The sequence below is a fragment of the Micromonospora jinlongensis genome, assembly GCF_013410645.1.
Lineage (GTDB): Bacteria > Actinomycetota > Actinomycetes > Mycobacteriales > Micromonosporaceae > Micromonospora > Micromonospora zamorensis.
The window spans coordinates 1,872,076-1,897,740 of record NZ_JACCHK010000001.1 but is presented as its reverse complement, the minus strand read 5'-3'; the positions used below and the strand labels follow the sequence as shown (position 1 = coordinate 1,897,740).

Annotated in this window: 8 protein-coding genes; all 8 read right to left on the bottom strand. The window is 73.6% G+C overall.

Annotated elements, in window-relative coordinates; genetic code table 11:
* Positions 1-16: 16 nt before the first annotated feature.
* The 8 genes from HNR22_RS08080 to HNR22_RS08045 all read right to left on the bottom strand — a co-directional run bounded on the left by HNR22_RS08080 (position 17) and on the right by HNR22_RS08045 (position 25,336).
* On the bottom strand, positions 17-454 hold the full coding sequence (locus HNR22_RS08080; RefSeq protein ID WP_246380743.1) for a hypothetical protein: 438 nt from the start codon (positions 452-454) through the stop codon (positions 17-19).
* Positions 455-493: 39 nt separating this feature from the next.
* A complete protein-coding gene (locus HNR22_RS08075) occupies positions 494-1,357 on the bottom strand; it encodes an LLM class F420-dependent oxidoreductase (protein WP_246380741.1) in 864 nt (287 codons plus the stop codon).
* Positions 1,358-1,561: 204 nt separating this feature from the next.
* Positions 1,562-2,740 carry a trans-sulfuration enzyme family protein gene (locus HNR22_RS08070; protein WP_179779820.1) on the bottom strand — a complete coding sequence of 393 codons (1,179 nt, stop codon included), beginning with the start codon at positions 2,738-2,740 and terminating at the stop codon, positions 1,562-1,564.
* Positions 2,737-8,025: an amino acid adenylation domain-containing protein gene (locus HNR22_RS08065; RefSeq protein ID WP_179779819.1), complete on the bottom strand. Its 5,289-nt coding sequence runs from the start codon at positions 8,023-8,025 to the stop codon at positions 2,737-2,739. The genes HNR22_RS08070 and HNR22_RS08065 overlap by 4 nt, the downstream gene beginning before the upstream one ends.
* Positions 8,022-9,038: a TauD/TfdA family dioxygenase gene (locus HNR22_RS08060; RefSeq protein WP_179779818.1), complete on the bottom strand. Its 1,017-nt coding sequence runs from the start codon at positions 9,036-9,038 to the stop codon at positions 8,022-8,024. Before HNR22_RS08060 ends, HNR22_RS08065 begins: the two co-directional genes overlap by 4 nt.
* Positions 9,035-10,102 (bottom strand): TauD/TfdA family dioxygenase, encoded by a 1,068-nt coding sequence (locus HNR22_RS08055; RefSeq protein WP_179779817.1) that lies wholly within the window; start codon positions 10,100-10,102, stop codon positions 9,035-9,037. The genes HNR22_RS08060 and HNR22_RS08055 overlap by 4 nt, the downstream gene beginning before the upstream one ends.
* The gene (locus tag HNR22_RS08050) at positions 10,095-13,262 is read right to left on the bottom strand and encodes a non-ribosomal peptide synthetase (protein ID WP_179779816.1); all 3,168 of its coding nucleotides are present in this window, start codon (positions 13,260-13,262) and stop codon (positions 10,095-10,097) included. Before HNR22_RS08050 ends, HNR22_RS08055 begins: the two co-directional genes overlap by 8 nt.
* Entirely contained in the window at positions 13,259-25,336 is a 12,078-nt protein-coding gene (locus tag HNR22_RS08045) for a non-ribosomal peptide synthetase/type I polyketide synthase (RefSeq protein ID WP_179779815.1), read from the bottom strand. The genes HNR22_RS08050 and HNR22_RS08045 overlap by 4 nt, the downstream gene beginning before the upstream one ends.
* Positions 25,337-25,665 lie beyond the last annotated feature (329 nt).

Genomic DNA, 25,665 nt, shown 5'->3' with positions numbered 1-25,665 from the left:
CCGGGAGGGTAGCTATCTATGCCCAAGGCGGGGTGAATCGGCCAACATACCGGCGAGCACGGGGCAGTGGGTCGCGCCAGAACTGGTCCGGCATACGGTGGTGGTGCTCCGCACAGAATTCAGCGAGATCGACCGTGATCCCGACGCGCTCCAGCGGATGGCCCTCGAAGTCGGCGTTGACGGCCAACAGTTGCGTCTCCGGATTCCAGCCCGAATGGTCGAACGCCCAGCCATTCCAGCTGGCGTAGGCGTGAAAGATTTGCGGGTCGCCTGCCAGACGCACTGCCGACACGTCGATCGACCGGGCCGGGTATGCGTCTCGACAGGCCCAGGCGAGGATGTGACACGCTCCGGCAGCGAAGAAGGCCTGGTCCGCCCGAGCCCAGGCGACCTGCTGATCTGCTCGCTCGAGCGCGCTCCGGCGGAAGGCTCCCGCTGCCTCTGCTGTCACCACCCCATCACCTCACACCGGACACGCGGGCCTGCTGGACGGTCAGATCAGGATCGCGGCGAGAGCGCGGAACGCGTCGGCGGGGAAGGCCGTGGCGTCACCGCCGTTGAGCACCTGGACCGCCACCTCGTCGGCACCGGCCTGGTAGTGCTTTTCCAGCCCGGCCGCGACCTGCTCGGCCGTGCCCCAGGGGACCAGGGTGTCGACGAGGCGGTCGCTGCCGCCGCCAGCGAAGTCCTCGTCGGTCCAGCCGAATCGCCGCAGATTGTTGGTGTAGTTCGGCAGTGCGAGGTATCCGCTGGTGTATTGCCGGGCCGTGGCGCGCGCGGTGGTGGGGTCCGCGTCGAGGACCACCGCGACCTCGGGCGCGAGCAGCCGGTCTGGTCCGATTGCCGCGCGGGCCTCTGCGGTGTGTTCGGCAGGGACGAAGTACGGGTGCGCCCCGGCTGAACGGTCGCGGGCCAGTTCGAGCATCCGTGGGCCGAGTGCGGCCAGGATCCGCCGCTCGGGTGGGAGCCCGGCAGCGTCGAGACCGTCGAGGTAATCCACCATCTTCGAATACGGCTTGCGGTAGGCGGTGCCGCTGCCCTCCAGCAGCACGGCGTGGCTGGCGCCGAGGCCGAGCAGGAAACGGCCGGGATGAGTCCGCTCCGCGTCCTGGGCAAATGCCGCCGCCTCGGGGGGCGACGAGTGCCAGATGCTCACGATCCCCGACGCGACCCCGATGCGCGTGGTCCCGTCCAGGATCTCCCGGAAGCGGGGGGCGACGTTCTCCCCGAAACCGCCCGAGAACCAGAGCCGTGTATAGCCGAGCTCCTCCAGCTCGGTCGCGGCATCGATGGCCGCGCCCCGACTTTCGCTGGCGAGGAAGAACGGTTGCCACACGCTGACGAGTCGTTGTGCCATACCCGGAACACTAGTCATGCCGAGCGTCATCGGTGGTGCCGTTCTCCGTGCCCGCCAGGCTCCAAGCGCAGAGCCCTCGCCGGTTGGTGACCGAGGCCCGCAGACTCGCCGCCGCGCTGGCCGCCTGAGCCGCCGGCTCACCCACCACCGGGACGTCTCCGTCCCGGTGGTGGTGAGCCGGCGGCCCGGGTCGCCTGTTCGAGCTCAGTCGGCAGCGGTCGCCTTGTCCGCCGCGGCGAGGAAGTCGTCCACCAGGTCGGCGGTGTCCTCGATGCCGGTGGCGACGCGCACCAGCCCGTCCCCGATGCCGGTCGCGGCCAACTGCTCGGGGTCCACGATGCCCGCCCACATCGACCGGGGGTGCACCACCAGCGTGCTGACGCTGCCGAGGCTGGCCGCCCGTCTGGCCAGCCGCAGCCCGTCCAGCAGTGCTGCGGCTCCGGCCCGGCCGGCCCTCAGGTCGACGCTGAGGACCCCGCCGAAGCCGGTCATCTGCCGCCGCGCAAGCGCGTGCTGCGGATGCGACGGCAGCCCGGGGTAACGGACCCGGGCCACCGCCGGATGCTCTTCCAACGCACGGGCCAGGGCCAGGGCGTTGGCGTTGTGCCGCTCCACCCGCAGCGGCAGCGTACGGATGCCGCGCAGCAGCAGCCACGCGTCCACCGGATTGAGGGTGGCGCCGGTGACGATGGCCGTCTGCCACACCCGCTCGACCAGCTCGGCGGAGCCGACGACCACTCCCGCCGACACGTCGGAGTGGCCGCCGAGGAACTTGGTGCCGCTGTGCCAGACCAGGTCCGCGCCGGCGGCCACCGGACGTTGGTTGACCGGTGTGGCGAAGGTGTTGTCGACCACCACCAGCGCGCCGGCCGCGTGGGCGAGCTCGACCACGGCGGTCAGGTCGGTCAGCTCCAGCAGCGGATTGCTCGGCGTCTCCACCAGCACGAGTCGCGTCCGTGGCCGGATCGCCCGTGCGAACGCATCGGTGTCGGTCTGGTCGACCTGGGTGTACGACACTCCGAACCGGGACAGCAGGCCGGTGGCGAGCGAGGTGGTGCCGCCGTACGTGCTGCGCTGCACCACCACGTGGTCGCCGGCGGAGAGCAGGGCCAGCGCGATGGTGCTGATCGCTCCCATCCCGGAGGCGGTGACCAACCCCGTCTCCGTGCCTTCCAGCTCGGCGACGACGGCGGCCACCTGGGCGTGGTTCGGGTTGCCGTAGCGGGTGTAGAAGGCGCTGCCCCGCGTCTCGGTGGCGATCGCGGTGAACTGCTCGTCGGAGTCGGCGCTGAAGGTGACGCTCTGCACGATCGGCGGCGCCACGGCTCCGCCCGGGATCAGTCCGTCGTCGCCGTGCACGGCGGAGGTGCTGAGACCGGTCATGACCGGGCCACCCGGTCCACCAGTGCACCGTAACTGCCCAGCGTCACGAACTCGGGCAGTGTGAGGTCGCTGCCGTGACGCTGCCGCAGCATGGTGACCAGTCGCAGCGCGCGCAGCGAGTCACCGCCGGCGGCCGACCAGCCGGTCGCCGGATCATCCGGCGCGACCCCGAGCACCTCCTGCCAGGCCGCCGCCACCCGGGTCGCCCACGCGTCGCCGGCCGCCTGCCCACCGGTGGCGACGGCGGGCAGCGGCGCGTGCGGGTCGGCCGCCAGCAGGCGACGGAAGCCGTCGGCGAACGCGTCGACCCGGTCCCCGGCGACGGTGCGGTGGTCGTACTGGAGGGTGAGGGCGAGGCGGCCGGTGTCCGCGTCCAGCTCGGCGTCGACGGCGAGGCTGAACGCCACGTCCACCGTGACGCCCCGACTGTCCAGGATGCGGGGTCCGCCACCGGCCGGGTCGTTGGCGAAGTGGGTCCAGTTGAAGAAGTGGTCGAAGCGGGGCCCGACCCCTCCGGCCCGGACGATCTCCGCCAGCGGAAAGCGGTGGTGTCCCATCATGTCGCGTTCGACCCGCCACACGTCGGCGGCCAGCTCGGCCAGTGAACGGGTGCCCAGCTCCACGCTGACCGGCAGGGTGTTGAGGAACAGCCCGAGGGTGGCGTCGCTGCCCTCGCCCTCCGGCCGCCCACCGACCACCAGTCCGCTGACCACGTCGTCACGGCCGGTGAGTTCGCCGAGCATCCGCAGGTGGATGGCGAGCAGCCAGGATTTGACGGGTACGCCGGCGGCCCGGGCCGCCTCGGTGACCGCGTCGGTGGTGCCGGCTCGCAATGGCACCTGCTGGGTGGTGGTGGTTCGTGGGGCTGCCCCGCCGAGCAGCAGCGGCGGCACCGCGCCGGGACCGTCCAGCCAGAACCGGCGGGTGGCCTCATCGGTGCGGGCCCGTCGCTCGGCGGCCACGTACTCGCGGAACGGCAGGCCGGGGCGGGCGGGATGAGAGACGCCGTCGCGCTCCCGGTCGTACGCGGCGAGCAGGTCGGTGCGGAACAGGTGCAGACTCCAGCCGTCGAGGATGGCGTGGTACTCGGCGATGATCAGGGTGAACGCGTCGGCGTCCTCCCGGACGGCGTGCAGCCGCAGCAGCGGCGGTCGGGCCAGGTCGAAGGGGCGTACCCGTTCGGCCGCCACGAGCTCGTCGATCCGGGCCCGGCGGGTCTGTGCGTCGACGCCGGTCAGATCCGTCACCGGCACCTCGACCGGCACGTCGGCGTGCACGAGCTGCAACGGCTCGGAGTACGCGCCCAGCGCGAACCCGGTCCGCAGCACCGGATGGGCGGCCACCAGACCGGCCAGCGCGCGCCGCAGCGCAGGCACGTCCAACGGCGCGGCGATCCGGTGGGCGGTGACGTTGTGGTACATCGCCGGGTCGCCGGTCAGCTCACAGTGGTAGACCATGCCCTGCTGAAGGGTCGTCATCGGGTACGCGTCGGCCAGCCCGGCGGGCAGCAGCGCCCGGTCGGCGGCGGTCACCAGCGTGAAGCGCCCGGCCGCCGGGACCGACGCCGAGCCGGCCACCGCGCTGGCACCGGCGGAGTCGATGGTGATCTCGCCGTGCGTGACCAGCTCGCGGATCGTCTGGTACGTGAAGATGTCGCTGAGCCGGAAGGACAGCCCTCGCTTGTTCGCGGCGACCTGCATCTGGATGCTGCGGATGGAGTCGCCGCCGAGCGCGAAGAAGCTGTCCGTGACGCCGACGGTCGACTCCCCGAGCACCTCGCGCCACGCCTCGACCAGGATCTCCTCGGCCCGGTCGGCCGGCGCCACCACAGTGCCGCCCCGCGGCCGGTCGAGGCGGGGCGCGGGCAGCGCCGCCCGGTCGAGCTTGCCGTTGCGGGTCAGCGGCAGCTCGTCGAGGAGCACCACCGCCGCCGGGACGAGGTGGGCCGGGAGCCGGTCGGCCAGCCAGCCGGTGAGCCGCTCGTCGAGGGGCCCTGCCGTCGGCCCGGCCGCGACGACCACGGCCGGGCGTGGATCGGCGGCGTATTCGGGGCGCACGGCGTGCAGGGTGTGCCGGTCGGTGCCGACCAGCAGGTCGTCCTGCCGGGTCACCACGTCGAAGCCACGCGCCTCGAAGGTGGCGACCAGCTCGGCCAGTCGGCCCTCGGTGTCGGTGCCGGGCGCGTCGTGCACCTCCATGGCGACCTGTGCGACCAGCGGCCAGTGCCGATCCTCCAGCCCGGCGAGCACGTCCGCCTCGGCCCGCTGTACGTCGATCTTCAGCAGGTCGATCCGTCCCGGGGCGAGTTCGTCGAGGAACGCCGACAGCGGCCGGACCGGCACTGTGAGCTCCTGGCCGGCGAAGCGTTCCGCGAGCAGTTCGTCGGCCCGGTCGAGCAGCACCTCGCGGTCGGCGCCGGCGTCGCGTTCGTTGGCGAGGAACCGTTTGATCACCGCCACCTCTGCGTCCGGGTCGGCGTACGCGGCGTGGCCGGACATCATCGAGTAGCCCGGGTAGTAGGTGAAGGACACCTCCCCGGCAGCCCGGGACAACCCGACCGCGTGCACGGTAGCCGGCACGTCGAACTCGGCGACGTTGCGGCGCAGCAGGTCGGCCACCGACGGCACCGGCTCGAACGCGTGGATCGTGGCGTCCGGGCAGACGGCGTTCACGAACAGCGAGAACATGCCGATGTTCGCGCCCACGTCGAGGACGGTGGCTCCGGGCCGCAGCACGATGCCGTCGCGCAGGTAGACCTGCTGGACGAAGATCTCGTCGTACAGGTAGCGGGTCTCGTGGGGGTTGACCCCGGCCACCCGGCCGACGTCCACAGTGGCCGGTGCGTCACTCGGGCGGACGTAGGCGACGAGCCGGTCGCCGTGCCCGTCGTCGTCACGGGCCACCACCGCGGCGTCGGCGACCTCCGGGTGCTCGCGAAGAGCGGCCGCGATCTCGCCCGGCTCCACCCGGAACCCGTGGATCTTCACCTGGTCGTCGAGCCGGCCCAGGTAGCGCAGCCGCCGGTCGGCGTCGAAGCGGACCCGGTCGCCGGTGCGGTACACCCGCTCGGTGCGCCCCGACGGCAGCGCCACGGTCACGAACCGCCGCGCGGTGGCCTCCGGATCGCCCCGGTAACCGTCGGCGAGCTGCGGGCCGCTGACGCAGAGTTCACCGGCCACGCCCGGCGGCACCGGGCGCAGCTGCTCGTCGAGCACCCACACCGCGACACCGGGCAGGGGCCGGCCGATCGTCGGGGCCTCCCCGGCACACACCTGCGCCGCGCTGGTGTCCACCGTGCACTCGGTTGGGCCGTACAGGTTGACCGCCCGGACGTCGGGCAGCGCGGCGAGGGTCTCCCACAGGTCGGGTGCGATCGCCTCACCGCCGAGCAGCAGCAGGCCGGGCAGCCGGATGTCGCCCGCCCCGGCGAGCAGGATGCGCAGCTGAGAGGGGGTCAGGTCGAGCACGTCGACGTCGTGGTCGGCCAGCGTGGCGGCCAGTGCGGCCCCGTCCCGGCGGACCTGCTCGGGCACCAGGTAGAGGCTGCGGCCGTGTCCGAGCTGCACGAGCTGCTTCACGCTGGCATCGAAGGTGAGCGGGGCGTTCACCGCCACCCGCAGACCGGGGAGGCTGTCCGCGTACACGGCTTGCTCCAGGGCGTCGGCCAGGTGCGCGGCGGCGCCGTGCGACACCTGCACCGGCCGGGGCGTGCCGGTGGAGCCGGACGTGAAGATCACGTACGCCGGGTCGGTCGGGGTCGGCACCGCGGAGGACGGGCGGTCGCCGGCCGCGACGAGGTCGCCGACCGTCACGGTCGCCGCACCGCCGTCGCCCACGACGACCTCCGCGCCGACCGCGCGGATCTGCGCGGCGAGCCACCGGGACGGGGCGTCCGGGTCCAACGGCACGAAGACCGCCCCCGCGCGCAGCACGCCGAGGAACGCCACGACGGTGTCCCGGGACCGGTCGGCCAGCACGCCGACCGGGGCGCCGGACAGGCCGCGCGCGGCCAGGGCCCCGGCCACCCGCGCGGCCCGTTCCCGCAGCTCACCGACCGTGTACGCGCCCTCCGCGTCGACCACCGCCACGGCCTGCTCGTCCATCCCCGCCAGGCCCGCGTCGAAAAGGTCCACGAGGGTACGCGCCGACGCCTGCGACGGTGTTCCTGCCGCGTCGGTCAGCCAGCGGCCCTCGGCGTCGCCGAGCACCGACGGCGCGTCGGCGCTGGAGAGCGCGGCGGGCAGGGTTCGCAGGACCGCCAGCAGCGCGTCGAGCAGCCACTGGCCGCCGACCACGTCCAAGGTGACCTGGTCTCCGTCGGCCAGCACTGTCAGCTGCGGACCGGCCGCCGCCGGTGGGGTGCCGACGTGCACGGCGACGCCACGGAGCCCGGCCACCGTGGTCGGGGCGGCAGCCGGGGGCACCGCGAAGCCCGCCACCGCCCCGGACTGCTCGTCCACCGGGTCGACCAGGTGGAACGTGTCGTCGGCGGTGGTCACGGCGGCGCGGACGAGGGCCAGCAGGTCGGCGGGCGCGGTGGGCAGCGGCAGGGCCAACCGGAACGGGCCGTACCCGCCCAGCGGGCCCACCACCTCGGCGGTCCCAGCGGCATGGCGGCCGTCGCTCCACCGGGCCAGCACCAGGTCCACCTCGTCGGCGCCCTCCGGCGCCTCGGCGCGGCGGGACACCGCGAGTGCCCACGCGGCCAGCAGCACGGTCTCCGGCTCGACACCGGCGGCCCGCGCCACGTCGGTCAGCTCGGCGGCGGAAACGGTCGCGGACACCACGGCCGTCGGGTCGTCCCCGTGCGGGGTGACCAGCCGGGCGGTCGTCGCGGTCGGCGCGGCGGTGGCCGGTGCCTGCTCGCGCTCCTCAAGCTGCCACTCGGCGACGTCGAGGAACTGCAACGCCTCCGGATCCTGCGCCAACGCCTCGCCGGCGTACGCCCGGGCCAGGTCGGCGAGGACCAGACGCAGGCTGGCCGGGTCGGCGATCAGTGGGGTGGCGGTCAGCTCCAGCGCATCGTCGGTGAGGGTCACCGACAGCTCGCCCTGCGCGCCGACGGTGACACTGCGGTCGTCGTCGACGTCCTGCATCGGCACCCGCAGACCCGGGTGGTGCACCAGGGTCAGACGCAGCGCCTCGTGCCGGGCCACCACCGCGTCCACGGCGCTCTGCAACCGGGCCCGGTCCAGCGGGCGGTCCAGCCGCACCCGCGCCCGGACCAGATCCTGCTTGGCCGACCAGGCGAGCCGCTGGACAGGGGACAGACGGTAACCGTTCACAGAACGCTCCGGTTGACGTAGAGGTCGGACATGGCGACCAGGATCTGCCGGTCACCGCTGAAGGGTTCGCGACCGTGGGTCGCCAGGAAGTTGTCCACCACCAGCACGTCGCCGCGCTGCCAGGGAACCGACACCGCGTGTTCCCGATACAGCTCGCGCAGCCCGGCGACCACCTCGTCGGGGATCGGCTGCCCGTCACCGAGATACGCGTTGCGGGGCAATCCGTCCGGGCCGTACTCGCGCAGCAGAGCGCCGGACACCTCGGTCGGCATGTTCGACACGTGGAACAGGTGGGCGTGGTTGAACCACACCGTCTCCCCGGTACGCGGATGCGTGGCGACCGCCTGCCGCCGGGCCCTGGTCCGCAGGCTGTCGGAGCCGAGCCAGGTGAACTCGGTCGCCGAGGCGTGGCAGTACGCCTCCACCTCGGCCCGGTCGGTGGTCTGGAACGCCTCCTGCCAGGGCAGGTCCAGGTGCGGGCCGTAGTTGCGCACGTAGCAGACCCCGGAGCGGAGGAAGAGTTCCCGCACGTCGGCGGGGATCAGCGGGGTGATGACCCGTTCGCTGGCCAGCGGGGTGGCCCCGCCGCTGCCGGTGGCCGGCTGCGCGCACCAGAAGTAGAGGTAGCTGGGCCAGTTGTGCGAGTACGACATCTCGTGGTGCAGCGGGATCCACTGCTCGGCGTTGAACTCGGTGGAGGTGAAGACCCGGTCGGCGACCTCGTGCCGGGGCGCGGCCCGTTCCAGGTAGCCGAGCAGGTCCGGGCTGACCGCCCGGGCGGCCTGGCTGAAGTCGTCGGGGGTGCGCACCTCGAAGCCGCGGAAGAACACCGCCCCGTACTGGTCCAGGTCCCGGAGCAGCTCCTCGCGCCTGCAGGCGAGCCAACCGGCCAGGTCGAGGTCGGGCACGGCGGCCTCGACGAGCAGCACGAACCGGTCGTCCACGAGCACCCGCCGGGACACCGGCGAACTGACCGTGCCGGTACCGCGTCGACGCGGCGCCGGCCCGCTCATGCCCGATCCCCGGTCGGCGCCGGCACCGCGCGGCTCGCCTCGGTCAGTTCGGGCGCGGCGGTCGGATCGGACATGGCGGTGAGGATCCGCCGGGGCGGGGTGAACGGATCCCGGGCGTGCGCGGCCAGCATGTTCTCCACCAGCAGCACGTCCCCGCGCTGCCAGTCGAAGGATCGGGTCTCGGCGGCGTACGCGGCCCGCAGCTCGGCCAGCACCTCGTCGGAGATGGGCGTGCCGTCGCCGTACGCGGTCTGGTAGGGCAGGTCCTCCTCGCCCAGGGCGGCCCGCAGCCCCGCGCTGACGTCGTCGGGCAGGGAGGTGACGTGGAAGAACAGCGCGTGGTTGAACCAGGTCCGCTCGCCGGTGACCGGGTGGCGGCGTACCGCCGGGCGGACCTGCCGGGTGCGCAACTGCCGCTCGCCGACCCACTCCACGTCGATCAGCGCGCGGGCGCAGTACGCTTCGACGTCCTCCCGTCTCTCGGTCTGGAACGCGGTCTGCCAGGTCAGGCTGATGCCGGGCAGATAGTTGCGCCGGTAGAGCACCCCGCGCTGCTCGAACTCGGCGACGGTCTCCGGGCGGAGCCGGGCGAGCACCCGGCGGCTGTCCGCGAGGGGGGTACGCCCGCCCCCGCCCGGCGCCACCTCGCAGTGAAACACGATCCGCAGGGGCCAGTTCACCGTGTACGACTGCTCGTTGTGCAGCACGATCGGCTGGTCGGCGGGGTGTTCGGTGGAGGTGTACACCCCCTCGGTGACCTGGCTGCGCGGCGAGGACCGTTCGCCGTAGCTGAGGACCTCGTCGGAGAGCGCGGCCATCACGGTGCGGAAGTCGTCGGCGCCGGCCACGGCGAAGCCACGGAACAGCACAGCCCCGTGCCGGCGGGCCAGCTCGTCGATCTCGTCGCGGCGTCCGGCCAGCCAGCCGGCCAGATCCACGTCGGGTGTGTTGGCCCGGACCAGCGCCGGCAGCGGGCCGCCGGGCCACTCGGGGTGCACGTCCACCAGGTTCCGCTCACGGCCGCGACGGGGAATGCTCCGCGCGACCCGGGTCTGCTCAGTCATCTCTCGCTCCCAGGGTGTCGACGCAGTCGGCCAGACTGCGTCGGGGGTCGGCGGCGGCGGTCCGCAGCAACGCCGTGAAACGGCGGTGCCAGGTGACCACCCCGTCGTGGTCGAACAGGTCGGTGCGGTACGTCCACAGCGCCGCCAGCCCGTCCCGCCGCTCGTCGAGCCAGAGGGTCAGGTCGAGGCGGGCGGTGTCGGGGGTCAGTTCCACGCCGGTGAACTCGACGCCGGCCGAGGTGCGGTGCCGGGCCGGTGGGGCGTTCTGCACCCCGAAGGCGACCTGCACCAGCGGCGTGCGGTGCGGCCGGCGGGTGGGCCGCAGCCGTTCCACCAGCAGGTCGAACGGCACGTCCTGGTGGGCGGCGGCGAACAGGGTGACCCGGCGGGCCTCGGCGAGCAGGTCGGCGAAACCGCGCTCCGGCGCGGGGCGCAGCCGCAGCGGCACGGTGTTGACGTGGCAGCCGACGCTTCGTTCGGCGGCGACACTGGTCCGGCCGGCGAAGGCCACGCCGATCAGCAGGTCGTGCCGGCCGGTGGCGGCGCCGAGCACTGTCGCGAAGGCGGCCAGCCCGACCATGTGCAGGCTGACCCGTTCGGCCCGGGCCAGCTCGCGTACCGCGTCGGCGGTGGCGGGGTCCACTGTGGTCCGCAGGGCCGCGCCGGTCCGCGACCGGTCCGGTCCGGCCTGCGCCGCACGTCGGCCCGTCGTGGGCAGGTCGAGCAGGTCGGGTGCGCCACGAAGCTCGTCGAGCTGTTCGGCCAGCGCCCGCCGTCCTGCGGGCCCGGCCAGCCAGTCCCGCTGAGCCAGGGCGAACGCCGCCGGCCCGACCACCGGGGGCTCCGGGGCCGCCACGACGGCGTCCCCCTCGGTGTCGTACGCCTGGGCCAGCTCCCGCACGATCAGGCCGAACGACCAGTCGTCGCAGACGATGTGATGCACGACGAGCAGCAGCGCCGCCGCACGGCCGGTGGTGTCCGGCACCAGGTGGGCGCGGAGCAACGGTCCGGTGGCCAGGTCCATGGGGGCTCGGGTGGCCTCGACGCTGAGTTGGGTGAGCCGCTCGTCGAGCGGGGTGCCCGGTTCGGGCGGCGCGACGAGCGGCGGCGGCCCGGCGCTGGGGAGGACGTGCTGCACCGGCCCGTCCGGCCCGACCGGAAACACTGTGCGCAGAGCCGGATGCTTCTCGACCACCCGACGCAGCGCCCGGGCCAGCCGGTCGGGGTCCACCGGGGCGTCAAACCGCACCGCGAAGGCCAGCAGGTAAGAGGTGTCCGCCGGGTCGAGCCGGTGCAGGAACCACAGCCGGGTCTGCGCGGCCGACAGCGGCGCGGGGCCGGCCGGTGCCCCGAGTGCACGGCCCGGCCAGCGAGCGCGTGTCGGGTCGACGGCCAGCCCTTCGAGGTGGGCCGCCAGCACGCCGACGGTCGGGTGCGCGAAGAGGTCGCCGGCGTGGACCGGCCGGCCGGTCGCGGCGGCCAGCCGGGTGGCGCAGCGGACGGCGAGGAGGGAGTCTCCGCCGAGGGTGAGGAAGTCGTCGGCGGCGGTGGTCACCGGCACGCCGAGCACCTCGCGCCACACCGCCGCCACCGTGGCGAGCATGCCGTCGAACGACCCGCCGCCAGGCCCGGCGTCGTCGCCGTGGGCGGGGGAGGGCAGTGCCGAGCGGTCCACCTTGCCGTTGGGCAGGGTGGGCAGCCGGTCCAACCAGACCACTGTCGCGGGGACCAGCGGCGCGGGCAGCACCCCGGCCAGCCGGGCGCGGACGTCGTCGCGCCGCTCGCCGACCAGGTAGCCGACCAGCAGCGGGTCTCCGCTCGGCCCTTCCCGGACGGAGGCGGTCGCCTCGCGTACGCCGGGCAGGGCCGCGAGGCGGGCGGAGACCTCACCCAGTTCGATCCGGTAGCCCCGCAGTTTCACCTGGTCGTCGAGTCGGCCCAGGTAGGCCAGTTGCCCGTCCGGGCGCAGTCGGACCCGGTCGCCGGTGCGGTACATCCGCTCGCCGGGGCGGAACGGGTCGGGCAGGAACCGGGCCCGCGTCTCTTCCGGCCGGTCGAGGTAGCCCCGGGCCAGACCCGCCCCGGCCAGGTGGAGTTCGCCCGGATCGCCCGGCGGGACCGGCCGCCCCTCGGGGTCGAGGACGTAGGCCCGGGTCTGCGGCAGGGGCCGGCCGATCGGCGGGTCCCCGCTGTCCGGCGGCACCTCCGCCCAGGTGGAGTAGGTGGTGTCCTCCGACGGGCCGTAGAGGTTGCAGAGCCGGCGGACGTGCGGGCGCGACCACACCCGGGCGGCCAGCGCGGCGGTGAGCGGCTCGCCGGCGAGGCAGACCGTGCGCACGCTCGCCGGCAGGGCGTCGGCGGTGAGCAGTTCCCCCATCGCGGAGGGCACGGTGTTGACCACTGTGACGGGCAGCCGGTCCGCGCCGAGGGCGGCGAGGGCCAGCACGTCGTCGACGAGCAGCACCCGCCCGCCCCAGCAGAGCGGGCCGAAGATCTCGAAGACGGACAGGTCGAAGCAGACCGAGGTGGCGGCGAGCAGGCCGCCCAGTTCGGCGTCGTCGAAGGTCTGCCGGATCCAGTGCATGAGCACCGACGCCGAGCGGTGCTCGATGGCCACGCCCTTGGGTCGCCCGGTGGAGCCGGAGGTGTAGATGACGTACGCCAGGTCGGCCGGGGTTGTCGGCACCGCCGGATCGGTGTCGTCCCCGGGCAGGTCCAGTCGGTCGATCGGGACGGCCAGGTCGGGGAACCGGTCGGCGAGGTCGGCGTGGGTGAGCACCAGCCGGGCCCCGGAGTCGGCGGCCATGAAGGCCACCCGGGCCGGCGGGTACGCCGGGTCCAGCGGGACGTAACAGGCGCCGGCCTTGAGTACGGCGAGCAGGGCGACCACCAGTTCGGGTGTCCGGGGCAGGCAGACGCCGACGCGGTCCTCCCGGCTCACCCCGCGCGCGAGCAGGACCCGGGCCAGCCGGTTCGCCGCCTCGTCGAGGTCCCGGTACGACCACGTGCGGTCGATGTGCCGTACCGCCTCCGCCTGCGGGGTCCGGGCGGCCTGCGCGGCCACCATCCGGTGCAGACAGTCGACGTCGGCTGGTACGCCGGTGGCGCGTCGGCCGACGGTTCGGCGGGTCGGGCCGGCGGGCCGGGCGGGGGCGCTCATCGACGACCACCGCGCCCGCCCACCGGGACCGGCTCGGCCCGTTGCGCGCCCGCGGCGCGGTACGCCGCGAGCCGGCGGTCGGCCTCGGCCTGGAGGTGGTCCTTGTCGGCGACGATGACCGTGCCGGGGTCGTTGTCGGGCAGCTCGTCCTCGACGTGGCGGATCGGTCGGTAGGCGATGCCGACGGCGGCCAGGGCGAGCGAGCAGAGGCCGGCGACGATCGCCGCGAGGGCCATGCCGCGGCCCGGACCGGTGCCGACGACAGCGGACAGCAGGCCGCCGGGCGACACCATCGGGGCGAACACGTGCTCGGCGAGCGGACCGGCGGTGAGGAAACCGGCCGGCACCATCAGCCAGGACAGCATCTGGCCCATCGAGAGCACCCGGCCCTGCAGCTCCAGCCCGACCTTGGCCTGCACGATGGCCAACCAGTGCGTGTTCACCAGGGCCGTGGCCAGGCCCATGCCGAACAGGCCGAGTGCGGGGAACAGTGGGTTCGGGCGCAGGCCGACAGTGAGCAGCGACGCGCCGAGGAGCACGACGCTCGCCAGAATGCCGGTGGTCCGTCGGGCCGTGCCGCCCCACACTCCCATGAGGACCGAGCCGACGAGCATGCCGACGCCGCTGGCGGCGAGCACCCGGCCGAGCACCGCCGGGTCACCGAACGACAGGGTCAGCGGGGTGACCAGGACCTCGACCATGGCGAAGAAGTAGTTGAGCGACGCGGTCAGCACGACCAGGGCCACCAGGCCGTGCCGGCGGACGATGAACCGCCAACCGCCCAGGACCGCCCGTCGGAAGGTCTCCTCGCGACGGACGAACAGGGTGTCCGGGAACCGGACCGACAGGGTGACGGTGACCGCGACGGCGAAGGTGAGCAGGTCGATGAGCACGATCCCGCGCAGCCCGACCGCGATGACCAGCGCACCGCCGAGCAGCGGCGCCAGCACGGTGCTCGTCGCGGTGCCGAGGGAGACGATGCCGTTGGCGCGCCCGTAGTACCGCTTCGGCACGAGTTGCGTGACGGCCGCCAGGTAGGCGGGTAGTTGGAAGGCGGTCGCCACGGCGGTGACGGTGATGGCGGTGAAGACGTGCCAGAGCTGGAGTTGCCCGAGCCACAGCAGCAGGGCGAGGCTCACCGTGCCGGTGGCGGCCACGCAGTCCGCGACGATCATGATGAGTCGCCGGTCCCACCGGTCGGCCAGTGCCCCCGCGATGGGGGACAGCACGACAGCGGGCAGCAGCGCCAGGACGGTGGCCGTGGCGAACAACGAGACCGAGCCGGTCCGCTGGTACACCCACAGGCCCATACCGAAGCCGGTCAGTCCGCTGCCGATCAGCGAGACGAGTTGACCCAGGGCGATCAGGTAGAACACGGTGAGGCTGGGCATCGCCCGGCGCACGGCGGGTGGGGTGGCCGGCTGCCCGCCCGCCGGCGCGGCCACGACGGCCTCGGCCGGCGGGAGCGCGGCGTCGGCCGGTGGGGTCGCCGCGTCGGCCGGCGGTTGGACGGGCGTCGCGTTCGACGGATCGCAGGTCGCCTGGATGATGCGCGCCACCTCGCCGGGTTGGTGCTTGGCGAAGTAGTGGCCGGCGCCCTCGATGACCTCCAGGGACACCCGGTCGGAGAAGAACTCCCACTCCAGGTAGCGCTCCTGGTACAGCTCGGTGGCCCGGTCTCCGCCACCGACCACGCAGACGATCGGGGCCGACAGTTTCCTGGGCAGGCCGTTGTCGTAGACGTCGGTGTAGTAGTCCTCGCCCATCGCGGCGTCGGCCAGGACCACGCGCATCACGAAGTCCTTCTCCCGCTCGTCGAAGACCTCGGTGAAGAAGCCCATCGCCCGCAGCGACTCCAGGGTCCGCCGCTTCGACGTCCACCGCTCCGTCGGAAACCACTGCCGTAGCCAGCGGAACACCCGGCCGGGCAGCCGAGGGGCGGGGAAGTGGGCGCCGATGACCACGCCGGTCAGCTCCACACCGGCCGCCTCCAGCCGACGGCCCAGCTCCACCGCCTCGGCGCCGCCCATGCAGTGCCCGTACACCGCCACCGGACCGCTGATCCCCGCCACGACCTCGGCCACGCAGCCGTCCACCAGCTCGTTCATGCCCAGCAGGGGCTCGTCCGGGCGGTTCACGTCGTGCCCGGGGCGCTCCAGGGCGTACAGCCGCACGCCGGGCGGGAGGGCGTCCGCCAGCGGCTGGAAGGTGATCGCGCTACCGGCGGCGAAGGGTACGCAGACCAGCGTCAGCCGTGTCGGCGTCGCCGGTCGCGCCGGGGTCAGCTCGTGCAGCAGCCGCCCGGCGGAACCCCCGGTCGCGTCCAGGTGCTCGGTCAACGAGCGGATCGTCGGGTGGCGGAACAGGTCGAGGACGCTGATCGCCGGGTCGTTGCCGGCCAACGCCTTGATCGCCTTGAAGGAGTCGCCGCCGAGGTCGAAGAAGTCGTCGTCGATGCCGACGGTGTCGTAGCCGAGCACCGCCGCCCACCGCTTGGCCAGCGCCGCGCGCAGCGGGGTGTCGGGCGGTGCCGCGCCGACGCCGGCCCCGCCGCGTACCGGTGCCGGCAGGGCGGCCCGGTCGACCTTGCGGTTGGCGCTGAGCGGCATCCGGTCGAGCACCACGAACGCGGACGGGACCATGTAGTCGGGCAGGTAGGTGCGGGCGAACGCCCGCCAGGGCGTGGGGTCGGCGTCGAAGTCGGGTACGGGCTGCCCTGGCACCCCGCCGTCCGGTCCTTCCTCGTCGGCGGCCGTTGCGGTGGTCAGCGTCAGGTAGGCCACGACGCTCTTCTCGCCGTCGTCCTCGCGGACCACCACGGCGGTGTCGCGGACCTCCGGGTGGCGGCGCAGCACCGCCTCGATCTCGCCCAGTTCGATGCGGAATCCGCGAACCTTCACCTGCGAGTCGCTGCGGCCGACGAACTCGATCCGGCCGTCGGCCAGCCACCGGCCGAGGTCCCCGGTGCGGTAGAGCCGGCCGGCGGAGAACGGGTCCGACACGAACCGCTGCGCCGTGAGGTCGGGGTCGCCGTGGTAGTCACGCGCCAGCCCCGCGCCGCCGAGGTACAGCTCACCCAGCACGCCCACCGGGGCGGGACGCATTCGCGGGTCGAGCACGTAGGCGCGCACGTTGCCGATCGGGCGACCGATGGTGAGGTGGGTGAGGTCGGGTTCGAGGCGTTCCATGGTGGACCACACGGCGGCCTCGGTGGGGCCGTAGAGGTTCCACAACGCGCCGACGCGTTCGGCGAGCTGCCGGGCCAGCGGCGCGGACACCGCCTCGCCGCCGCACACCGCCGTCAGGCCGGGCAGCCCGGCCCAGCCGGACTCGATCAGCAGCCGCCAGGTCGCCGGGGTGCCCTGGGCCAGGGTGACTCCCTCCGCGGCGAGCAGCGCGGCCAGTCGCGGCGCGTCGTAGCCGACGTCGCGGCCCACCAGCAGCATCCGCGCGCCGACTACCAGGGGCAGGAACAGCTCCGGTACGGACATGTCGAAGGCGAAGCTGGCCATCGCGAGCATCGTGCCGTCGCTGGTCAGGCCGGGCCGCTCCCGCATGGCCGCAAGGGTGTTGACGATCGCGCCGTGCGTCACCCGGACGCCCTTGGGGTGGCCCGTGGATCCGGACGTGTAGATCACGTAGGCGAGGTGGTCCGGCCCGGCCAGCGGCTCCGGGTCGGTCTCCGGCCCGGTGCCCGCACTCGCGTCGGTGCGCAGTACCTCACCCGCGTACCCGGTGAAGCGGTCGCCGAGACCCGGTTCGGTGATCAGGACGCTCGCGCCGCTGTGCGTCAGCACGTACCGCTGCCGCTCGATCGGATAGTCGGGGTCCACCGGGACGTACGCCCCGCCGGCCTTGAGCACACCGAGCAGCGTGACCGGCAGTTCCTCGGAGCGGTGCAGGCAGACGGCGACGGTGCCGTCGGGGCCGATGCCGGCCCGGCGGAGCCGGTGCGCGAGCCGGTTGGCCCGGGCGTTGAGCTGGGCGTAGGTGAGCGTGGTCGCCCCGAACGTCACGGCCGGCCGGTCGGGGTTCGTGGCGACCTGGTGTGCGATCAGCTCGACCAGGGTCGGCGTCCCCCCGTCCCGACCGGGCGTGGCCCAGCCGAGCGGGGTGGCGGTGTCGTTCCACTCGTCGACGCGGGTCAGCTCGGCGGGGGCGAGGACGGCCAGATCCGCCAACCGGACGTCCGGGTCGGCGACGGCGGCCGCGAGCAGCGTCTCCAGGTGCCCCATCATCCGCTCGGCGGTGGCCGCGTCGAACAGGTCGGTGTTGTACTCCAACCGGAGCCGCAGCCCCTCGGTCACCTCGTACGCGTACAGGGCGAGGTCCTGCTGGGCGATGCCCGGCTCGACGGCGAACTGGACCATCCGCAGCCCGGCGGTCCCCAGGTCCCGCCGCTCGGGCAGGTTCAGCAGGTTGAACATCACCTGGAACAGCGGGTTGCGGCTGAGGTCGCGGGGCGCGTCGACGAGATCCACCAGCCGCTCGAACGGCACCTCCTGGTGGTCGTACGCGCCCAGGGCGGTGTGCCGGACCTGCTGGAGCAGCTCCTCGAACGTCCACTCGCCGTCGATCGAGGTCCGCAACGGCAGCATGTTGACGAAGAAGCCGACCATCGGTTCGAGCTCGGCGCGGACCCGTCCGGCGACCGGCGTGCCGATGCAGATGTCCCGCTGGCCGGTGTAGCGCCACAGCAGCGCCTTCAGGGCGGACAGCACCGTCATGGCCAGGGTGGCGCCCCGGGTCTGACTGAACCGGCGCAGCTCGTCGGCGGCGTGCGGGGACAGGACCCGGGTGTGCACCGCGCCGTGGAAGGTCTGCACGGGCGGCCGGGGCCGGTCGGTGGGCACCTCCAGGACGCTCGCCACCCCGTCGAGCTGCTCGCGCCAGTACCGCATGTCGTCGCTGTCGTCGTCTGCCAGCCGGCTGCGTTGCCACCGGGCGTAGTCGCCGTACTGGACGGCCAGTTCGGGCAGCGGTGCGGCGCGACCGTCCAGGGCGGCGCCGTACAGGGTGGCCACCTCACCGGCGACGATGCCGAGTGACCAGCCGTCGGAGACGGCGTGGTGCATGGTCATCGACAGCACGTGCCGGTCGTCGGCGATGCGCAGGAGCACGGCCCGGAACAGCGGCCCGTGGGCCAGGTCGAACGGGCGTCCGACGTCGGCGGCCAGGGCGGCGTGGGCCCACGGCGGCACCGCGTCGGCGACCGCCGGCTCCACGATGCTGCGGGCGGCCGGGGACATGTCGTCCGCGCCGGTCGGTGCGGACACGATCGGCAGGTCGACCGGGCCGGGCGGCAGCACCTGCTGCACCGGGTCGCCGTCGGGTCCGAGCGGGAAGACGGTACGCAGCGACTCGTGCCGCCGGGTCAGCTCCGCGAGTGCCCCGCGCAGCGCGTCGACGTCGAGGGTGCCGTCGAGCAGCAGTGCCGTGCCGACGGTGTAGGTGCTCTGCTCGTACGCCTGGTCGAGGAACCACAGCCGGTGCTGCCCGGAGGAGAGCGGCGCCGGCCCGGCGTCGCGGTCGGCGCGGGGGATGGTCGGCGCGTCGCTGGGCTGCGGTGCGACGGTGGTGGTGGGTACGGGGCGGGTCTGCGGCAGCGTGGCCGCGATCCCGGCGACGGTCGGCGTCGCGAATACCGTCTCCAGCGGCAGCGCGACGCCGAGTCGGGCCCGCAGCCGCACGACGAACTGGGTGGCGAGCAGCGAGTGCCCGCCCAGCTCGAAGAGGTTGTCGAGCGCCCCGATCGGCCGAATCCCGAGCAGCTCGCTCCACAGCTCCGCCACGATCTCCTGCCCGGGCGTGCCCGGGGCGACGTAGGCGGTGCTGACCGGTGGGCGGTTGCCGGCCTCGACCTGCCCGGATGCCTCCGGAGCGGTCGGGGAGGCGCTCGGCGGGACGGGTGCGGGCTGCGCGGTGTCGGGCCGCGACACCGCATCCAGCCAGTGGCGGCGCCGCTCGAAGGGATAGCCGGGCAGGGCCAGGCGGCGACGTGGGCCACCGTGGAACGCCTGCCAGTCGACCTGCCCGCCGGACAGCCACAGCCGGCCCACCGCGTCGAGCATCGTGGTGAGGTCGTCGGCGTCACTGCGCGGATGCCGCATCGCCGCCACCACCTGACCGGGCCGCACCCCCGCCAACCGGGCGAGGCCGCCGAGGGCGTGCCCGGGGCCCAGCTCCGCGAGGACGACGTCCTGCTCGGCGAGCAGAGCGGCCGACTCCGCGAACCGGACCGGCTCCCGCATGTGCCGCACCCAGTACGCCGGATCGGTGACCTGCCCGGGGGCGACCGGGCCGCCGGTCAGGTTGGACAGGTACGGGCGTTGCGGCTCCTGGTAGGTCACCCGGCGCGTGTGGTCGGCGAACTCGTCGAGCACCGGGTCGAGCAGGGCCGAGTGGTAGCCCCGGGTGACCCGCAGCGGCCGGCACCCGACCCCGTCGGCGGTCAGCCGCAGGCGCAGCTCCTCGATCGCCTCCGGTGCGCCGGACAGCACGCACAGCTCGGGCGCGTTGACGGCGGCCAGCGACAGACCGTCCACCGCCAGCCCCGCCGCCGCCGTTTCCGGCAGGCTCACCGCGAGCATCGCCCCGGCCGGGGTCCGTTCGACCAACTCACCGCGGGCACGCACCAGCCGCAGCGCGTCGGTCAGGGAGAAGACGCCGGCGAGGCACGCCGCGACGTACTCGCCGAGGCTGTGTCCCACCATCAGGTCCGGGGTCACACCGCGGGCGAGCAGCGACCGGGCGAGGGCGTACTCGGTGACGAACAGAGCGGGTTGGATCAACCCGGGCCGCGCGAGCAGCCGCTCCGCCTCGGGGTGGCCGTCGGGGGCTGGGCTCAGCAGCGTACGCAGGTCGAGGCCGAGATCGTCGCGGAGCAGTTCGGCGCACTCGTCCACCACCGCCCGGTAGGTCGCCTCCGCGCGGTACAGACCGGCGCCCATCGCCACGTGCTGCGCGCCGTGCCCCGGGAAGGCGAACACCAGGGTCCGGTGGCCACCGGGATGAACGCCGGTGAACTGCCGTTGCGGGGCGTCGAGGGCGACCAGCGCGTCGGCGTGGTCCGCCGCGACGAGAAAACGGCGGTGGGTCATCGGCTGGCGCCGGCCCAGGTTCGCCGCCACGTCGGCGACATCCACCTCGGGGTGCGCGCCGACCCAGTCGCCGAGCTGGCGCGTCTGCCGATCCAGCGACTCGACCGTACGCGCCGACAGGACCAGCAGGTGCGGCCCGGTGGCCGGCGTGGCCGGCGGTGCGGCGGCCGTGGCCGGCGGCTCCTCCAGCACGACGTGGGCGTTCGTGCCACCCATGCCGAACGAGCTGACGCCCGCCCGGCGCGGGCCGTCGTCGCCGGGCCACGGCCGGGCGGTGTCGTTCAGGTAGAACGGGCTGCTCTCGAAGTCGATCGCCGGGTTGGGGCGGCTCACGTTGATGGTGGGCGGCAGCGTACGGCTGTGCAGCGCCATGATCGTCTTGAGCAGCCCGGCCACGCCGGCGGCGGCGTCGGTGTGGCCGATGTTGGCCTTGGCCGAGCCGAGGGCACAGAAGCCCTGTTCGTCGGTGCCCTGCCGGAACGCCTCGGTCAGGGCCGTCACCTCGATGGGGTCGCCCAGGCTGGTGCCGGTGCCGTGCGCCTCCACATAGCTCACCGAGCGAGGCTGCACGCCGGCGGACGCGAGGGCGCTGCTGATCACCGCGACCTGGCCGTCGACGCCGGGCGCGGTGTAGCCGGTGCGGCGGGCGCCGTCGTTGTTGATCGCGGAACCGCGGATCACGGCGTAGACGGTGTCGTTGTCCGCGACCGCGTCCTCCAGCCGCTTGAGCGCGACGATGCCGACCCCGCTGGAAGCGATGCTGCCCCGCGCGTCGGCGCTGAACGGGCGGCAGTGTCCGTCGGGGGAGTAGACCCCGCCGTCGTGGTAGAGGTAGCCGCGTCGCTGCGCCGGGAAGACGCTGACCCCACCGGCCAGGACCAGGTCGGACTCGCCGGTCAGCAGGCTCTGCCGGCCGAGGTGCACGGCCACCAGGGAGGTCGAGCAGGCCGTGGCCACGGTGACGGCGGGGCCGGTCAGATCGAGTTTGTATGCGACCCGGCTGAGCAGGAAGTCCTTGTCGTTGTTGATGGACAACTGGTGTTCGCCGATGGTGTGCATCAGCTCCGGATGGCTGCTCAGGTTGTCCAGCAGGTACGTGCTGCGACCCGACCCGGCGAACAGGCCGATCCGGCCGGCGTGGCCTGCCGGGTCGTAGCCGGCGTGCTCCAGCGCGTGCCAGGCGCACTCCAGCAGCAGCCGGTGCTGCGGGTCGAGGGTCTGCGCCTCCCGGGGCGTGACGCCGAAGAAGGCGGCGTCGAACTCGTCGATCCCGGGCAGCCAGGTGCCGGAGCGGACGTACGCGGGATCGTCGAGCCGCGTCGGGTCGGCCCCGTCGGCCAGCATCTCCTCGACGCTGAACTCCCGCACCGACTCCACGCCGGCGTGGATGTTGTGCCAGTACTCGTCGATGGTCCGCGCGCCGGGGAAGCGGCAGGCCATGCCGACGACGGCGATCAGGCCGCCGGGCTCGGCCGTGGTGCCCGTCCGTGGCCGGGTGACGCGGGCCGTCGTGGCCGGGGCGGCCGGGGCTTGCGTGCCGGTGGTGGCGGTGGTCAGGAACGTCGCCAGGGACTCGACAGTGGGGTTGCGGAACAGGTCGGTGACCGTGACGACGTCACCGAGCCGTTCGTGCAGTCGCTTGAGGACGGCCAGCAGGCGCATCGAGTGGCCGCCGAGGTCGAAGAAGTTGTCCCGCGTCCCGACCTGCGCGACGCCGAGCACGTCACGCCACACCTCGACGACCAGTCGTTCGAGCCCGATCCGGGCGGCGTCCCAGTTGGCCGGTCCGGGCTCGGCGGGGGCGGTCGCCGGCTGTTCGGTCGTCGGTCGATCCGGGGCCGCCTCGGCGCGCTGCCGGGGCACCTCCCGACCGGCGGCGGGCAGCGCGGCGACGTCCACCTTGCCGTTGCGGGTCAGCGGCAGCGCGTCGAGGAAGACGACGGCGGCGGGCACCAGGTAGGACGGCAGTTCGGCGGCGAGCGCCGCCCGCAGGGCCGCCGCGTCGGTCTCCGCCCCAACGGCTCCCTTAGCCACGTACGCGACGAGGCGCGGGTCGTCGGGGTCGTCCCGGCGCAGCTGCACCGTCACGTCGCTGTCCGGCCGGCATCGTCGGATGGCGGCCTCGATCTCGCCGCACTCCACCCGGTACCCGTGCAGCTTGACCTGGCTGTCGGTGCGGCCCAGGTATTCCAGGTTCCCGTCGGGACGCAGCCGTACGAGATCGCCGGTGCGGTACAGCCGCGCCCCGGGGACGGACGAGAACGGATGGGGAACGAACCGCGCCGCCGTCAGCGTGGGCTGGTGCAGGTAGCCGCGCGCCACGCCGGCTCCGCCGACGTACAGCTCGCCGATGACGCCGACCGGGACCGGGTTGCCCCAGGCGTCGAGCACGTACAGCTCGGTGTTGGCGATCGGCCGACCGATGGGCACCGAGCCGTCGACGGGGGTGGAGGGGTCGACCTCGTACGCGGCGCACCCGACCACGGTCTCCGTCGGCCCGTACTCGTTGACCAGCGCGGTGTCGTGGGCGTGCGCCCGCCACGGCGCCACCTGGTCGGCGCGCAGATTCTCGCCGCCGATGACGAAGCACCGGGTGCGGCCGGCCATCTCGGTGGGACTGAGCTGATGGTTGACGAGGTCGAGCTGAGCCGGGGTGATCTTGACCAGGCCGAAGGCCGGTTGCTGGTGGCGCAGGGCCTCGCCGAGCGCCTCCGGGCCGAGGTGTTCTCCGAGCATCAGCACGGTGGCTCCGCTGACCAGCGGGACGAGCAGGCTCGTGACGGTCAGGTCGAACCCGACCGACGAGTGCAGCGGGACGGTGTCCCCGGGCCGCAGCCGGTAGGCCTGGGCGGCCCAGCGCACGTAGTTGCAGACCCCGCGGTGGGTGACCATCACCCCCTTCGGGCGGCCGGTGGACCCGGAGGTGTGAATGACGTACGCGAGGTCGTCCGTCGAGGGTTCCGGTCGCCGTCGCGGTCGTCGCCGGGGCCCGGCCCCCGCGCCACCGGCCTCCCGGCCGGGTGGGGCCGCAGCGACCGGCGTGTGCTGGTCGGGCACCAGCAGTGCCAGGCCGTCGGGCACCAGGTGCGCCAGCTCCGCGCAGGTGAGGACGACCGGCGCGGCCGTGTCCTCGATCAGATACCGCAGCCGGGCGGGTGGGTTCGCCACATCCATGGGTACGTAGGCCGCGCCGGCCCGGAGTGCGGCGAGCACCGCCACCGCGAACGGGACCGCACGCGGCAGCAGCACTCCGACGAGGGTGCCGATGCCCACGCCCCGCCCGCGCAGCGTCTCCGCCAGCGCGTCGGCGGCCGTGTGCAGCTCGTGGTAGCTCAGCGCGGTGTCCCCGTCGGTCACCGCCACGCCGTCGGGGTTGCGGCGCGCCTGCCGCTCGATGAGCAGGTGGACCAGGTCGTCCGGCTCGGCGGGGGTGGCGGTGGCGTTCGCCGCCACGACGAGCTGCCGGTACTCGTCGGCGGTGAGCATCGCGGCCGAGCCGACCGGTGCGCCGGGCTCGGCAACCAGCGAGCACAGCAACGTCTGGAAGTGCCCGGCGAGGCGGGCCATCGCGTCGTCGTCGAACAGGTCGGTGCGGTATTCCAGCACGGTCCGCACACCGTCGGCGTTCTCCCGTACCGAGACGGTCAGGTCGAACTTCGCGGTGGTGCCGGGTACGTCGATCGGGCTGACCTCGATGCCGTCGAGGTTGGGCGGTGCCGTCTCGCGGCCGTACACGAACATCACCTGGAACAGCGGGGCGAAGCCGGGCCGGCGGACCGGGCGCAGCGACTCCAGCAGTGTCCCGAAGGGAAGCTCGCCGTTGTCCAGGGCGTCGCCGGCGGCGGTGCGCACCCGTGCGAGCAGCGTCTCGAACGACGGGTCATCGTCCAGCCGGGCCCGGACCGCGACGGTGTTGAGCAGCAGCCCGACGAGTTGCTGCGCCTCGGGGCGCCGGCGGTTCGCCACCGGCGTGCCCACCACGATGTCGCGTTGCCCGGTCCAGCGCGCCAACAGGACGTGCAGCGCGGCGAGCATGACCATGTACGGGGAGACGCCGAGTCGTCGGCACAGCACCAGCAGCGCGTCGGTGGGCACGTCCAGCGGGAACGACACTGTGGCCCCCGCGCCGGACGGCACCGCGGGCCGGGGCCCGCGGGTGGGCAGCTCCAGGACGGCGGGCGCGTCGGCGAGTTGCGCGTGCCAGTGGTCGCGTTGCGCCGCCGCCTCGGCCCCGTGGAGCCAGTCGCGTTGCCACGCCGCATGATCGCGTTGGTCGACGACGACCGGGCCGAGGTCGGCCGGTCGTCCGGTGCGGTGCGCGGCGTAGAGCCGTTCCCACTCGTCGTGCAGGATGCCGAGGGACCATTCGTCGACGGCGACGTGGTGGAACGTCAGCAGGAGCACGTGCTCCTCGGCAGCGAAGCGCAGCAGGCTGGCCCGCAGCACCGGTCCGCGATTCAGGTCGAGCGGGACACGCGTCTCCGCGTACATCCGGGCCTGCATCTCCTGGTCGCGTTGCCACGCGGGCAGCCCGCCCAGATCGTGCACCCGCAACAGTCCTGGTTGCGGCTCACCGACCACCTGGACCAGACGCGGCGCGACGTCGTCGGCCTCGGCTGGCCCCGAGGCGGGGCCGCCGGGTGCCAGCGTGGTGCGCAGGGCGGTGTGCCGGGCCACCAGCGCGTCGAGCGCCCCGGCCAGTGCCGGCACGTCCAGCGGCCCGACCAGCCGGTACGCCAACGGCACCAGGTAGCTGGCCGGATCGGGGTCGAGACGGCTCAACGACCACATCTGGCGTTGCTCGTGGGTGGCCGCGACCAGGGCGCCGGCACTGTCGCGGCGGCGCGGCACGACCGGCATCGCCTGCCGGGGCCGCATGACGTCGGTCATCGCGTCCGTCTCCTTCGTGATGCCAGCAACGGCCGGATCCGCCCACGCGGCGGCCCGGTCCAGCAATGGCTCCTGACTTCGCATCCGAGCCTGCTGTGACGGTTTGTCGACCTGGGTCGGCGGCACCGATGGAGCGGCTGCGGCGCGGGGATGCTGTGACACGACGATCGGTCGCCCCCACGGCTCGGAAGCTACCCACGCCGGTGAAGGTGCTCAGTCGTTCATGCGACAGCTGTCGTTCTTCCGATGCGCTTCCCTGTCACATCATCACACTCGTGATCTTTGATGGGATCCACAGATCGTGTCGGCCGTCGATGCTTTCGGTGTGGGGCCGGTGCGCGTTCGTCTATTGCCGTCGGTCGCTCGGGTCGAACACGTGACCGGTTCTCGACTGAATGGTGGAACTCCGGTAC